This is a genomic window from Moorena sp. SIO3A2, assembly GCF_010672265.1.
Taxonomy (GTDB): Bacteria; Cyanobacteriota; Cyanobacteriia; order Cyanobacteriales; family Coleofasciculaceae; genus Moorena; species Moorena producens.
The window spans coordinates 363,742-378,056 of record NZ_JAAHHC010000007.1; the positions used below are offsets into that span (position 1 = coordinate 363,742).

The 14,315-nt window shown below is 41.3% G+C and carries 10 protein-coding genes; 7 read left to right on the plus strand and 3 right to left on the minus strand.

The window, feature by feature from the left end; all coding sequences use genetic code 11:
- Nucleotides 1–44 precede the first annotated feature (44 nt).
- Complete coding sequence (rffA, locus tag F6K64_RS11160) at nucleotides 45–1,187, plus strand: dTDP-4-amino-4,6-dideoxygalactose transaminase (RefSeq protein ID WP_009148972.1); 1,143 nt, start codon at nucleotides 45–47, stop codon at nucleotides 1,185–1,187.
- A 135-nt stretch (nucleotides 1,188–1,322) separates the two neighbouring features.
- Here the strand turns inward: rffA and F6K64_RS11165 are convergent, their stop codons facing one another.
- Nucleotides 1,323–1,511 carry a hypothetical protein gene (locus F6K64_RS11165; RefSeq protein WP_131827115.1) on the minus strand — a complete coding sequence of 63 codons (189 nt, stop codon included), beginning with the start codon at nucleotides 1,509–1,511 and terminating at the stop codon, nucleotides 1,323–1,325.
- Between the two features lie 150 nt (nucleotides 1,512–1,661).
- Between F6K64_RS11165 and F6K64_RS11170 the strand changes: the two genes are divergently transcribed.
- Both F6K64_RS11170 and F6K64_RS11175 read left to right on the plus strand, forming a co-directional pair.
- Complete coding sequence (locus F6K64_RS11170; RefSeq protein ID WP_009148971.1) at nucleotides 1,662–2,678, plus strand: lipid II:glycine glycyltransferase FemX; 1,017 nt, start codon at nucleotides 1,662–1,664, stop codon at nucleotides 2,676–2,678.
- A 200-nt stretch (nucleotides 2,679–2,878) separates the two neighbouring features.
- On the plus strand, nucleotides 2,879–4,021 hold the full coding sequence (locus tag F6K64_RS11175) for a glycosyltransferase family 4 protein (protein WP_229414650.1): 1,143 nt from the start codon (nucleotides 2,879–2,881) through the stop codon (nucleotides 4,019–4,021).
- Nucleotides 4,022–4,176: 155 nt separating this feature from the next.
- Here F6K64_RS11175 and F6K64_RS11180 read toward each other — a convergent pair whose 3' ends face one another.
- Nucleotides 4,177–5,844 carry an alkaline phosphatase family protein gene (locus tag F6K64_RS11180; RefSeq protein ID WP_044494346.1) on the minus strand — a complete coding sequence of 556 codons (1,668 nt, stop codon included), beginning with the start codon at nucleotides 5,842–5,844 and terminating at the stop codon, nucleotides 4,177–4,179.
- 442 nt (nucleotides 5,845–6,286) lie between these two features.
- Here F6K64_RS11180 and F6K64_RS11185 point away from each other — a divergent pair, with 442 nt between their 5' ends.
- The 3 genes from F6K64_RS11185 (at nucleotide 6,287) to F6K64_RS11195 (ending at nucleotide 10,885) form a co-directional block, all read left to right on the plus strand.
- Nucleotides 6,287–8,014 (plus strand): cellulose-binding protein, encoded by a 1,728-nt coding sequence (locus F6K64_RS11185; RefSeq protein ID WP_131827116.1) that lies wholly within the window; start codon nucleotides 6,287–6,289, stop codon nucleotides 8,012–8,014.
- Nucleotides 8,015–8,187: 173 nt separating this feature from the next.
- Nucleotides 8,188–9,231, plus strand: a complete 1,044-nt coding sequence (locus F6K64_RS11190; RefSeq protein ID WP_009148962.1) for a glycosyltransferase family 2 protein — start codon at nucleotides 8,188–8,190, stop codon at nucleotides 9,229–9,231.
- A gap of 430 nt (nucleotides 9,232–9,661) precedes the next feature.
- Nucleotides 9,662–10,885 (plus strand): glycosyltransferase family 2 protein, encoded by a 1,224-nt coding sequence (locus tag F6K64_RS11195; protein WP_009148951.1) that lies wholly within the window; start codon nucleotides 9,662–9,664, stop codon nucleotides 10,883–10,885.
- 84 nt (nucleotides 10,886–10,969) lie between these two features.
- Here the strand turns inward: F6K64_RS11195 and F6K64_RS11200 are convergent, their stop codons facing one another.
- Nucleotides 10,970–11,194, minus strand: coding sequence for a hypothetical protein (locus tag F6K64_RS11200; protein ID WP_154659878.1), 225 nt, complete (start codon nucleotides 11,192–11,194; stop codon nucleotides 10,970–10,972).
- Between the two features lie 852 nt (nucleotides 11,195–12,046).
- Here F6K64_RS11200 and F6K64_RS11205 point away from each other — a divergent pair.
- On the plus strand, nucleotides 12,047–14,239 hold the full coding sequence (locus tag F6K64_RS11205) for a GumC family protein (RefSeq protein ID WP_063747945.1): 2,193 nt from the start codon (nucleotides 12,047–12,049) through the stop codon (nucleotides 14,237–14,239).
- The last annotated feature ends 76 nt before the right edge of the window (nucleotides 14,240–14,315 follow it).

Sequence of the window (14,315 nt, forward strand, 5' to 3'; positions counted from 1 at the left end):
AATCGGATTAATACCAAGTAGAAACTAATAATTGCTAACTAAAAATGGAAGTTACTTTGTCAACTATACCTTTTAACCGCCCTGTTACTGTCGGAACGGAATTTGAGTATATCCAACAGACCATCAAGAACATGGATCTTTCCGGTGATGGTGCTATTACCAAACAATGTCATGCTCTACTCGAACAAATATTGTCAATTCCAAAGGTTCTGCTAACCACTTCCTGCACCCATGCTCTGGAAATGGCGGCACTACTATTAAACATCCAACCAGGGGATGAAGTCATTGTTCCCTCCTTCACCTTTGTCTCTACCATTAATGCCTTCATCTTACGAGGTGCTCAACCTGTCTTTATCGACATCCGCCCGGATACCCTCAATTTAAATGAAGAGAAATTAGAATCACTGATTACCCCTCGCACCAAAGCCATTGTCCCTGTACATTACGCCGGTGTAGCATGCGAGATGGATGCTATTTTGGAGATTGCTGGGCGCTACGGTATACCAGTTGTTGAGGACAATGCTCATGGACTATTTGCTAAGTATAAAGGCAAGTATCTAGGTACATTTGGTTGTCTAGCTACCCAGAGTTTTCACGAGACTAAGAACTTTACCTGTGGAGAAGGTGGCGCACTGTTGATCAACGACCCGCAGTATATCGAACGTGCTGAGATTATCCGGGAGAAAGGAACTAATCGCACTCGCTTCTATCGCGGTCAAATTGATAAGTACACCTGGGTAGACATTGGTTCGAGTTATCTCCCCTCAGGCATACTCGCAGCTTTCTTGTATGCTCAGCTAGAAAGTCGCCAACAGATTCAGAGCAAACGACAGCAAATTTGGGAGTACTACTACGAAAATCTCAAGGATTGGGCACCGGAGTACGGTATCCGCTTGCCAATTGTGCCAGAGTACTGTGACCAGGCATACCATATGTTCTACGTACTCTTACCGTCCCTAGAGAAGCGCCAAGCCTTGATTGCTCACTTAAAAGCTCAAGGCATCTACAGCGTTTTTCACTATCTGCCATTGCACTTGTCTGATATGGGACGAGAGTTTGGGGGCAAAGAAGGAGACTGCTTGGTGACTGAGGATGTAAGCGATCGCTTACTTCGTCTGCCCTTTTACAACGATATGACTGAGGCTGACCAAGCAAGGGTTGTGGCATCAATTAAGAAATTTTTCTGAACTTTACCAGAACTTTAAGACATACAGGACTTACGCAAAATTGGGTAACAAACACTAGAAATAGTAGGGTGAGACCCTACAAGTAGAGTTACTGCGTAAGTCGTGAAATAAATAGATAGGTGAAAATCAGCCCAGCTATCTAAATCGATAAATCCAATACTCAAGCGTTCGCGTAGCGTGACCTTTCGGGCAAAGCCCGACGCTGCGCGAACGGTCAATCGCATTTTTCCCTTCTTGATGCAATAGCGAGTGGGGGAAACCACGGCAATAGCGAGTGGGGGAGACCCCCAAGACCGCGCTGCCTCCCCTGTTCCGAAGCTGCATCGCTTTGTTGATGTTTCCAGGTAAGCGATTGACCGTAGGTCACGCTACGCGAACGCTTACTTTGTATTCTCTTTGGTCAAGATTAATCAAGCAATTCACTAGGGCATTTCTAATACTTAGGGTCACAAAAATTAATTATAGGAGTAGTCAATGAGCCTATCAATTACCAAAACCTATCTCGCTAATTCTGAAGAATGGGACAAAATTTGGCAACAATGCAATTATTCAACTTATTTTCATTCAAGAGAATGGGCTGAAATCTGGAATACCTATACTCAAGGAGAATTTCGTCCAAACCCTCTAATTATCCTATTCTCAGATCAAAAAAGAGCTTTGATTGCCCTTTCCTATAAACTTGGAAATCAGAAATTTATCAAGAAATACTCATCCTCACCAGACGGAACCTTTGGAGGATGGATTTCCGCAGACGAACTTACCATTGACCATGCCATTTTACTAGTTAAATTTCTCGATAAAAATTTTTGGGGTAAATTAAGTTGGCGAGTAAATCCTTACAATGAACTAGCTAGTAAAGCTGTAGCCCTAAGTTGTGTCAGTGAACAAGAGGAGGATACCACTCACGCCATTAACTTAGACGTGGGTTTTGAAACAATTTCCAAAACTTGGAAAAAGGGCGGTAGTTCTATGGCTCGAAAAGTCCGAAAAGCTATCAAGGAAGGAGTTTCAGTAACTACAGCATCTACCCTAGACCAATGGTGGGAATATTATCAAGTTTATCAAGATTCATTACGACGATGGGGAGATAATAGTCTTGGTAGCTATAATTGGGAACTTTTTAAAACAATTTTTCAACTTAAGTCACCTAACGTTAAGCTTTGGCTAGCCCACTATCAAGACCAAATTATCAGCGGAGCACTATGCTTCTACGCCAAGAAACATGTGGTGTATTGGCATGGCTCATCCTTAGAAAAATACTTGAATCTAAGACCAGTTAACTTAGTTATGTATGAAATTGTTAAAGATTCTTGTGAACAAGGATATTCTTGGTTTGATTTTAATCCTAGTGGTGGATTGCCAGGAGTTATAGCATTTAAGAAAAGTTTTGGAGCCGAGCCTCTTGACTGTTATATGATCTATGTTGATAATAAGTTGAGGCGTATGGTGAAACCCCTGAAACCTTTAAAGAAAATCCTAATGCCGTGTTAACCTAGAGCTAACTAAGCAATTTTGCTTAGTTTTTTTAAAAAATCCCTAAAAATGATTACATTAAAAAGTAAACTACTGGGGAGCAATAAATTATCAATCAATTTAATAATACTGCTGGTTTAACATCAAATACTTTACTAATAGGGAGCTATAATTGAAGCGGTACATTTTGATGGCAAGATTCAACCTTCGTAAAACCGATGATGCAGCCCTTGAGAGTTGGTTTTTTCTCTTCTCAGAATTATTTAGATAAAAATACTTTTTCTGGCACCCTTTATTATATGCATAGGTCTCTGGCATCAAGAGACCTTCAGTTGATTAATCTCGGCAATCCCAAAAAAGTATCCTATTGGCATAAGCTAGTCAAGCCTATCCAATTAATCCATTCATTTTTAGGTTTCAAGTCTTCTGATCACAATGAACAGCTCAATCGATTCATACTGACAGTTCAAAGACAGTTCAAAGAAACCCCATGTGATTTACTATTTTGCCCCGTTGCATCAGGAGAATTAAGTTTAATTGACACTAGTATTCCTATTATTTTTTTATCCGATGCCACTCCGAAGCTAATCAACAATGAATACTATAAAATTTACCGAAATATAGAAGAATTTGAACTAGGAGAAAAACAGGAATTTACTGTATTATCAAAATCTCATAAACTAGTTTATTCTTCAGACTGGGCTGCCAAATCTGCCATTAGCGACTATCAGGCAGATCCAGAGAAAGTTGAAGTAATTCCCTTTGGAGCAAATTTAGATGATATCCCCTCAGTATATCAACTATTTTCCAAGTGTAATGCTTCCCGTTGCCGTTTATTGTTTATTGGTAAAGATTGGCAGAGAAAAGGTGGAAATATTGCCTTTGAAACTCTGATATCTCTGCTCAACATGGGAATTGACGCTGAGCTAGTTATGCTTGGTTGTGTGCCACCGGATGACATTAAGCATGAGCGGCTCAACGTCATTCCTTTTTTGAATAAAAATAATCCTAAGCAACGAGAGGAACTTAATCAATTATTTTTGCAATCCCATTTTTTGATGTTTCCCACCCGTGCTGATTGTTCACCAATTGTGATTTGTGAGGCTAATGCATTTGGTCTCCCTGTAATCACAACTGATGTCGGAGGAATTCCGACAATTATTAAAAATGGCAAAAATGGTTATATGTTACCGTTATCTGCCTCAAGTGATCAGTATGCTAGTGTGATAGCAAATAACTTTGGTGATCGGGCAGTCTATGAACAGTTAGTAAAGTCTTCTAGAGAAGAATACGATCAGTCTCTAAATTGGGATAAATGGGCAGAACGTATACATCGTGTGATGATAAGCATGTTCAATTGATTCCTGTCGGATTTGTGAGATTTGGAATAAAATGAAGAGGGGAAAGAGGAGTAAAAATATCCTCATCCCCTCTTTACCTTATCCCTCATTTCTAATTTACAAAGACTTAACTATGAGGGCAATGTTTCTGACCACACTCTAAGCCGGTAAGCATATTAACCGTTGACAAGCTCTTTTGCTAGCAATGGTAGTGGCTTACCTTCAAAGTATTCAGGAATTGGTGCACCCATCAATTCCAAAATTGTGGGGGGAAGATCAAGAGCATGACCGCCTCCGAAATCAACACCGGACGCAATATCTGGACCTGCGGCGATGATAAATCCCTCAGGGCGATGGCTGCCAGCACGATAATGGGGTACAGGACCAATACGTCCAACATCAGGACTTTCCACCACATCTGTGGCATACTCATCTTGCCAGACAAGTACCAAGTCGGCATCAGACAGCTTACAATTTCGCTCAGTGGGCGACTTCCGTGTCCTGATGATCTCCTTGACCATGGGTACACCTTTTCGGGCATCTTTAAGAGCGTAAAGCTTTTGGATCAGTTCATCACAGAAAGCATCATACTCCGATTCCGGTACCAATCCTTGGGGTTCTCGTCCCTGAAGATTGATACGGATATACCCTTCTGAAAAGCTTGGTAGGGCAAACGCTTTCATCTTGTGCCAGACCGGTGCATACCAAGCGGCTGGTTGGAAAGGTACTACATCGGTTTCCTTCGCTAGCCTGAATGGGGAGATCAGATCGGGTTCTTGAGAAGAATCTAACCATGGCTCGATTAGTTTGAAAAGCTTGGTGGGAGTTTCTCGTCTCAAAAACCTTTTAATGGGATTAGGATCATACTTGGTACCCCACAGATGTCGCTCCCAATAGTTCCATTTCATTTTGGTAATTATCGGTTCAGGGGGTGTTCCCAACTCAGTACCATTAGCCAGGGCAAATTTCCCAGGGAAACTAAGGCGATATAAAAACTCAGGCAGGAAGGTGGTGCTGGGGGCATCCATGGTGTTAGGACCCATGCCATGAGCGGAGAAAATGACGACATGAGCATCCTTTGGTGCTTTGGCTAAAATCTTGCCGATTGCCCGATCAATGGCTTGAAAGCCTTCGAGCATGGGATCACCTGAAACACGGGAACTAAAATGCTCATAGAGAGGATGTTCCGGTTGACTCAACTGCCAGAAATTGTGACCCAGTGCATGGGCTTCGCCAAACACTGTTAAAAACAAGTCCCAAGACTCTCGTTCCAAGAGATCTTGACAAATAGTAGCGCGACGGGAGATCCCTGTCTCCAGAAGTTTCCGAAGTCGAAGTGTTCCCTTTAAATCAACACACACAGCATAGTCCTTATGGAGTCCTGGATGTTCTCCATGTTTGTCAACCAGTTCTTGGAACAGTGAAGCCGGTAAAGAGCCACTAGCTACTTGAGGAGAATGGGCTCCCCAAGCTAAAACCTGGGGACCATTTACCTCCTCACAGAGCCGAGTTTGAGGCATGTCAAAGACTGCCACTCGATAATCTTCACCCAGGGCATAAAATGGAGGATACTCACTATAGTCATAGGCGGCCTTGGTGTAGCACTCATAGCTACCTTCTCGGAATCCCAAGGGAGACCAGTACCCAGTTGTGTGAGGCGAGCAGCCAGTCAAAAATGTTGTCCAAGGCGTTTCTGCACTAAACGCTTCAAAATTTTTCAGGCGTCCATAGGTTCCCTGGTCGCGCAAACGACGCATAGTCTGGAGATGTCCCTGAGACATCCATTTCTCAAGGACAGAGGGCTGAGCTGCATCTAGTCCAATGACAATAACAGGCTTGTTCATTTCTCTAAAAGTAAATGTTAATACTGGAGATGCAACCTGCAACTTAACCAGGGGCATTTGTGAATCTTGGCAAGTCTTAGAGTGACATTAAACTCGATTTGGTCTATGTTATACAACAGCTAAGTTTACCGTTATACCCCTGCTTTGATCTTTACCTATGGATTTCTAAAAATCCTTCTCGTTATTATAACTTTATAACAAGATTAACTTAAATTAATATATAGCGTAAGCTTTTGATAAAAATCTCTAGAGCAAAAATCCGGATAGCTGTTTTTTATTAAGTATATATTAGTGGTGATAATTACCAGCCATGTAAGCAGTAAGCTAATGGGCGTGCGTCACAGGCTATAAGCCTGTGCCACGAACGCTACTTGAGTGAAGTCAGCTTACCAATAACTTCCAATTATCAAGTCAGTTTTGCTAGCCCTGATAGTTAAAATTAGTGTACAGTATAGTTTTTAATAAATTCCAAATAATTACATTATTTTTTTTGAGTTTTTGTCTAACTTTATTCATTGCGCTTCATCCAACATATCCTGAACAATTTTATCAAAAACTTAATATTATTTTAAGTAAATCAACGGTTCAAAACTCTCCGTTTACAACTCCTAAATTAGGAACTAACCTGAATGGAATTGCTGATTGGTCAACTGAACTTCCTTTCTTAGATGCCTTCAAATCGTCGAGACCATGGATTACTCAATGTGTCTCTGGAGAAACAGGCTGTAGTGGTTCGTGGGATACTGAGGAATACGATAAACTGGATTTAGACGAACAGGGCTGGGTTAAGTCTTTACCTGCTCCAGAAGCTCCTCCTGAATATACTCGTGTGGCTACACTACTTTTTACAGGGATGAAAAATTATCCAGCTGGAAAGTATGTGGTTTTATACGATGGAGAAGGCACTATAGAATATAAGTTTGATGCCACCAAAGATGAGGTAGCGTCAAGGCCAGGAAGAGATGTAATTAATGTAACGCCATCCGGGGCTAGTATCTATTTAATAATTACCGCTACGGATCCTAATAACACGGGTAATTATATTCGCAACATTCGTGTTGTTCAAGCTAAGTATGAAGATACTTACGAGTCTGAACTTTTTAATCCGGAATTCATCAATAAAATTAAAAAATTTAAAGCCATCCGTTTTATGGACTGGATGGAAACCAATCATTCTAAGCAAAGGGAATGGGCAAATATACCAAAAGTAGATGATGCCTCCTACGCTTACGGTAAAGGTGTACCTGTAGAAATCATGGTTAAACTGGCCAATCGAATTGGTGCTGATCCATGGTTTAATATGCCCCATCAAGCTACAGATGACTATATCACTAATTTTGCCCAAATAGTTAAAGATACCTTAGATCCAAATCTAAGGGTTTATGTGGAACTGTCTAATGAAGTGTGGAATTGGCAATTCCAACAAGCTAACTATGCGTTAGCTCAAGGTCAAGCTAGGTGGGGCAAGGATAAAGGAGATGCATACATGCAATGGTATGGAATGCGTACTGCTCAAATGTCTGATATTTGGAAAAATGTATTTGGTAGTGACAGCAATCAAGTGGTGTCTGTTATGGCTACCCATACCGTATGGCTTGGTTTGGAAAATGCTGCTTTGGATTGTCCTCTGTGGGTAGCAGAGGGTAATGCCCCTTGTTATCAACATAGTATTGATGCTTTTGCGATCGCGGGATATTTTAATGGCAGCTTAAACGCGGAAGAAAACGAAAGCACCATAGAATCTTGGTTGAATGAACCCGATGGGGGAGTGTCAAAAGCGTTTAAGCAGATCAAATCCGGGGGGTTACTTCCCAAAGAAGAAGACTATGAGAGTTTAAGTGATATTGATCAAATTTTTAACTATCATCACAAAGTAGCAGATAAGAGAAAACTACAGTTAGTGGTTTACGAAGGTGGTCAACATCTTGTCAAGTCCGATAATCAAAAACTAACTGAGTTTTTCATTGAGCTTAATAGACATCCAAAAATGTATAAAATTTATACACAACTCCTGAATGAATGGAAGAATCAGGGCGGTGGCTTATTTATGCACTTTTCTGATATCAAGAAGCCCAGTAAATGGGGGAGCTGGGGGGCTTTAGAACATGTATACCAAAAGAGTTCACCCAAGTATGATGCCTTAATAGACTTTATCGATCAAAATTCCTGATCCTGTAAACTTCCCTAGAAAGCTATACAAGGGTGAATCTGTTACAGTTTAATCTGGCTAAAATTTTTCACCAACAACGATAGCGTTAGGGAAACAGCGTTTCAGTGCTACCTCTGCGTTTCAATTCCTTGCCTAGTGCAAGAAAAGAGCTAAATTTTCAAGGCAGTTAAACGATGAACACTCTCTCAGCTGTAGAATACAAAGCCCAAGGTTTGAAGCAAATTGGATTAGTTGTGATTGGACGCAATGAAGGTGAACGCCTACGCCAGTGTTTACTGTCTGTGATTAAAAACGTGGCTCGTGTGGTTTATGTCGATTCTGGCTCCACAGATGACAGTGTGGAAATCGCTCATTCTTTAGGGGTAGAGGTGATTGGACTCGACCTATCTAAACCCTTTACTGCAGCTCGTGCTAGAAATGCGGGATATATCTATCTCAAACATTTAGAGCCAAATCTTAAGTTTGTCCAATTCGTGGATGGGGATTGTGAGGTAGTAGGGGGATGGCTCAACTATGCTCAAAAGGAACTGGAAGCCAACCCTAATGTCGCTGTAGTCTGTGGTCGCCGACGAGAGCGCTTCCCTGAAACATCTATATATAACCGATTGTGTGACATGGAGTGGGATACACCAGTGGGTGAAGCTTCCGCTTGTGGTGGTGATGCAATGATGCGCACAGAAGCTTTTGAACAAGTCGGAGGGTTTAATCCTACTCTAATTGCTGGTGAAGAACCGGAATTGTGCTTGCGGCTGCGCCAGAAGGGTTGGAAGATTTTTCGCCTAGATGCTGAAATGACTTTGCATGATGCCCAAATGACACGTTTTAGTCAGTGCTGGAAGCGGTTCTTGAGAGCAGGTCATGGTTACGCTGAGGGAGCCTGGTTACACGGTCACACTCCAGAACGCCATTGGGTCAAAGAAAGCCGGAGCATTTGGTTCTGGGGATTACTCTTACCTATATTAGTATTTGCGATCGCATGGCTCACCCATGGCTTGAGCTTATTGCTGTTGTTGGGTTATCCTCTGATGACTTACCGGATCTATCGTCATAAGTCCCAGACAGGTTTGAGCTCAACAGATGCTTTACTTTATAGTCTGTCTTGCATGATCGGCAAGTTTCCTCAGGTCCAAGGTCAGATTCAATTTCACCTAAATCGATTGCTCGGACAGCGTAGTAACTTGGTTGAGTACAAAACTGTACTTAATACTAACAGTTAGATAGCGTTTGTATTTGAGTTGTAAACAAAGGATTGATAGCAAAAGGTAATAGTAAACAGGTAATAGTAAACAGGTAATAGGTAACCTTAAACATTATCAAATAAATCTGATTTTATTGTTTTTTATTTAAATTTTATTAGATAATATCTGGATATGTATCATTTATCTCTAGGTTTGTTTTAGACTTTAACGATTATTTATTGGCTCTATATAATATATATTTTTTTGTTAATACTTATCAAAAAAGATAAATAAAGTTTTTTTTGTTGACTAAAACCTCTGATCTGTTCCCTAATCACTATTCCCTAATCACTATTCCCTAATCACTATTCCCTAATCACTATTCCCTGTTCCCTGTTCCCTAATCACTATTCCCTGTTCCCTGTTCCCTAAAAAAATAACTTATTTTAAGCTTTAAGGATGTTGAATTGTGTTAGCTAATCAGCCATTCATCTCATTGATTGATATTCCATTCTTGGTAATAGCATTTGCCCTTATCGTTCCAATTACAGTTCTTTTTATTGAATGTAGTGCAGCAATTTTGCCTAATGGCTCTGAGCCATGGTCGGATGCTAGCAAACCCCGACCAACGGTGGCTGTTTTAGTTCCAGCTCACAATGAAGCCTCTGATATCAGTGCCACCCTGGAAACATTACTACCTCAGCTTACGGAGCAAGACCGACTAATAGTCATTGCTGATAATTGCACTGATGACACTGCAGCAGTGGCTCGGAAATCTGGCGCTATTGTAATTGAACGACAAGATCATGAGCGCAGAGGTAAGGGATATGCCTTAGACTTCGGTATGGGGTTTATTGAGCCTAATCCACCGGATGTCGTGGTGGTGGTTGATGCAGACTGTATTGTTGCTCAAGGAACGATTTCACGGATTTCCCGCCTTGCGATCGCTACACAACGACCGGTTCAGTCAACTTACTTAATGACACAACCAGACAACCCGGTACTAAAGGATTTGATCTCTACCCTGGCGGTTAAATTCAAAAATACAGTCCGTCCGAGTGGGTTACATCGACTGGGCTTGCCTTGTTTGTTAACAGGTTCAGGAATGGCTTTCCCCTGGTCAGTGATTCGCAAAATCTCTTTGGCTGGCAGTAAAACAGTTGATGATATGCAGTTGGCTTTGGATTTAGCGATCATCGGACATTCCCCAATATATTGCCAGGAAGCAGGAGTCACAGGTCGTCTGATGAAACAGGGTTCAGCAAAGAGTCAAAGGTCACGCTGGGAGCATGGTCATATCGAGACTTTGCTAAACCAAGTTCCTGAGTTGCTCAAAGAGTCTATTCGTCAAAGACGAATAGACCTATTAGCGATCGCATTAGACTTATGTGTGCCACCATTGTCCCTATTGGTTCTAATTTGGGTGGCTGCTACAGGGGGAGCTTTACTCGGGGGAGCATTGGGAGCATCATGGATAAGTACTATTGTGTTACTCATAGAAGGGGTGCTGCTGTTAATTGCGATTGTTGAAGGTTGGGCTAAGTTTTGCCGAGCAGACTTTCCGCTCCTGATGCTCTTAGCTGTCCCGATTTACATTCTGTGGAAAATTCCCCTCTATCTGGCTTTTCTGGTGGAACCTCAGACCAAGTGGATTCGCACAGAACGGGATGCAGTCGATACCCCATCATCCTAATCAACTGGGGTGCATCTCATATTTGTAAAAAAGAAGGGAAGTGTGGGGAGGGTGGGAAGTGTGGGGCTGACAAGGGTAGGTTTTTTACTTTGGAGATAGGTAATAGGTAATAGGTAATAGGGAATGGGGAATGGGGAATGGGGAATGGGGAATGGGGAATGGGGAATGGGGAATGGGGAATGGGGAATGGGGAATGGGGAATGGGGAATGGGGAATGGCTAATCGGAACCCACCCCTAACCCCGACCAGGAGGGGAAGAGCGGGAGATGGGTCGGTAATCGGTGGAAATTCTGGGAGATTTTCCGACATATTTTGAGAAATTTATTCCCAATGCCAGTACGTACTCGCCCAAATGTAAAAAACCTACCCAAGTGAGGAGATAGGAACCCACCCCTAACCCCGACCAGGAGGGGAATATAGGGAGATGGGGGAGATTTTTATTAAGGGTAATTGTCATAACATGATATTAGCCTTCTATTGCCGAAGAGTGTTTTTGCATGCATTGAGATGCAGCCATCAACTGATTCTACTAGGAGAGATCATTCTCTGGTCCTAGGTATAGAATTGTTATAGCTATAGGATTGCTAATTAATTGTTTCATAATCAGGGTTAATTAAATTTTTAATGCCATAATTTAGCCCACGGAATTATCCTTGGGCTTACCGATTTTGGATCTAACTATTTTAGAGTTTGCCCACAAATCCTATCAAAGATGGTAGCATCATAAGTGTATTATCAAAGAAGTGTATTATCAAAGATAATTAAACCGGCGGCGGATAAGACCAAGTAGTTAAAGTAGGACTACATATCCAGATTAGGAGATGGTAAGATTAAATTTATCTGTAGCCGTAATTTCCAGAATTGGTATAAAATTGATTTACATTTATTAAGATAAATCAAGTTTGACATGACAAAAGTATTGTGAAAAAAATACTATAAATAACCCAAGCCAAAGGAGTTGATAGCACTCCGGAATATTGATAAGTTTTGCTTCTACATCGATCAACTATAGCATCGATGTGAAAAGGGTTATAAACCTGGACAATCCGGATTATTGCCCTGAGAGTTGGTAATTATTAGTGTCTCCCTGCAAAAATTAGCATCCTCTTGGATATACAACAGGGGGCTGAAACCTTATCAACTAGTAAAAGGGGCAGACAATTGCAACAACTAACATTAAACGAGCAAGATGAGTTAAATACTCCTCAAAAAGGATTAAATCTAGGTCCGCTTTTGAGGATTGCCCGACGCCAAGCCATGGTGGTTGCAGGGATTGCAGGTTTAGTGACTGTTGCTGCTACCTTTTTGAGTAGCAAATCTCCCTCTATATATTCAGGTAATTTTCAGCTGTTAGTCGAACCAGTCACATCTGCTGCAGCAATATCCACTGAACCAATGACACTTACTCGGGGTCAGGGAAGAATACCTGGTGAGAGAAATTTTGAACTGGACTATGCAACTCAGATTAAAATCCTAACCAGTCCTGAAGTCTTATCTAAAATCGTCAATAAAATTAAATTCCAGTATCCAGAGTTTAAGCTTGGGCTACTTCAGTATTATTTAACAGTTGAACGTCTCGAAGAAGAAAGTCAAGGTGAAAATACTAAAATCCTATCAGTTACTTATAGTGGGACAGATCCCAAACTAGTAGAGTTGGTCTTAAAGACAACAGCTGAAGAATATGAAAAGTATAGTTTAGAAGACCGAAAAACTCGCATTGGCCAAGGGGTTAAATTTATTAATGAGCAACTTCCTAAATTACAGGATAGAGTTAATATTATCCAAGGAAATTTGCAAAACCTGCAACAGCAGTATCAGCTAATTGAACCTCAATTTGATGGGGGACAATTATCAAACAAAGTTAGTAAAATTGGCGACCAAAAAAGAGATACAACCAGGCAGCTACAAGAGCTAATTAAATTAAAAAACAGCTTACAAAGACAATTAAAACTATCGCCAAATGAAGCTTTAGCTTCTTCTGCCTTGAGTGAAGATCCTAACTATCAGAAGTTACTGGCGGATCTTAAAGAAATAGAAAGTAGAATTGCGATAGAATCCGCCCGCTTTCAGCCAGAGAGCCCTAATATTCAAACCCTACTAGAGCAACGGCAAAACCTAGAAACTCTTCTCAATCGGGAAGTACAACGGATTCTGGGTCAGAACTTAGGAGGTCAACCGATTAACCCCCGAGTGCGAACCCTTCAAAATCCAATTCGTTTACAACTGATTCAACAATTGGTTGATACCACCAACCAAATTGAGGTACTACAGGTTCGTAATCAGGCTCTGATACAAACCAAAAACACTGTTGATCGCGAAGTCCAAGAATTCCCGATTTTTGTCCGTAAGTATAATGATCTACAGCGGCAGTTACAAATTGCTACTCAAACTCTCAACCAACTAGAAACTCAGAAAGAGACCTTGCAGGTGGAGAAAGCTCAACGGGAAGTGCCTTGGGAGATAGTTTCTCAACCTCAGCTTTACCGCGATCCGACCGGTGCACCGATCGGAAAATCTAGTCAGAATAAGTTGATCTTGATGGGAGTTATGGGCGGTTTAGCTTTAGGGATGGGGACAGTTATCCTTTATGATAAGTATCGGAATATCTTCTATGAAATCAAGGATATTGAAGAAGGCCATAATTTACCTGTTTTAGGAGAAATACCATTTAGTAAAAATCCTGAACCATTCAATAATTTTAGTGTAGATTTTGACAACGATGAGGACAGAATTTCTGAGGATAATCGATTTAAAAAAGCATTCGAATCTCTCTACACTAACATGCATTTCCGCTTCTGTAATCCACCCCTTCGCTCCATCGCCATTTGCTCGGCTATGGCTGGGGATGGTAAGTCTAGTGTCGCCTTAAACCTAGCTCACATGGCAGCCTCCAGAGGTCAGCGAGTTCTATTAGTAGATGGTAATCTCCATTCACCTCAACTTCACACCAATTTGAATTTACAGAACTTGCCAGGACTGAGCGACTTGCTATCAAACGACCTAGAGGTTGTGATGGAGCGATCGCCTTTCTCAGATAATCTTTTTGTGTTGACTTCTGGGCAAGCCTTAGTAGAATCTGCTCCAGATCTGGCCTCTCCTCGCATGGAAAAGATTATGGGGCATTTTCAGGAAAAATTTGACTTGGTTATCTATGACACTCCTAATCTACTGAACTATACAGACGCCAATTTCCTAGCTGCCCATACAGATGGAATCTTGATGGTGGTCGGATTCAGAGGAACTAAGAAATCTCAATTCAAGCAAGTCCTCGATCAAATAGACAGGTTTGGCTTAACCTGTCTGGGCGTAGTAGTTAATCGTGTCCAACCATCTTCCCTGACTGTCTCACCCTAGAACATCGGTTCTTAAAGGTTATTCGGTTGTTCGCCATTTTTGAATTAAGAATGTAGAATTAAGAATTTAGAATTCC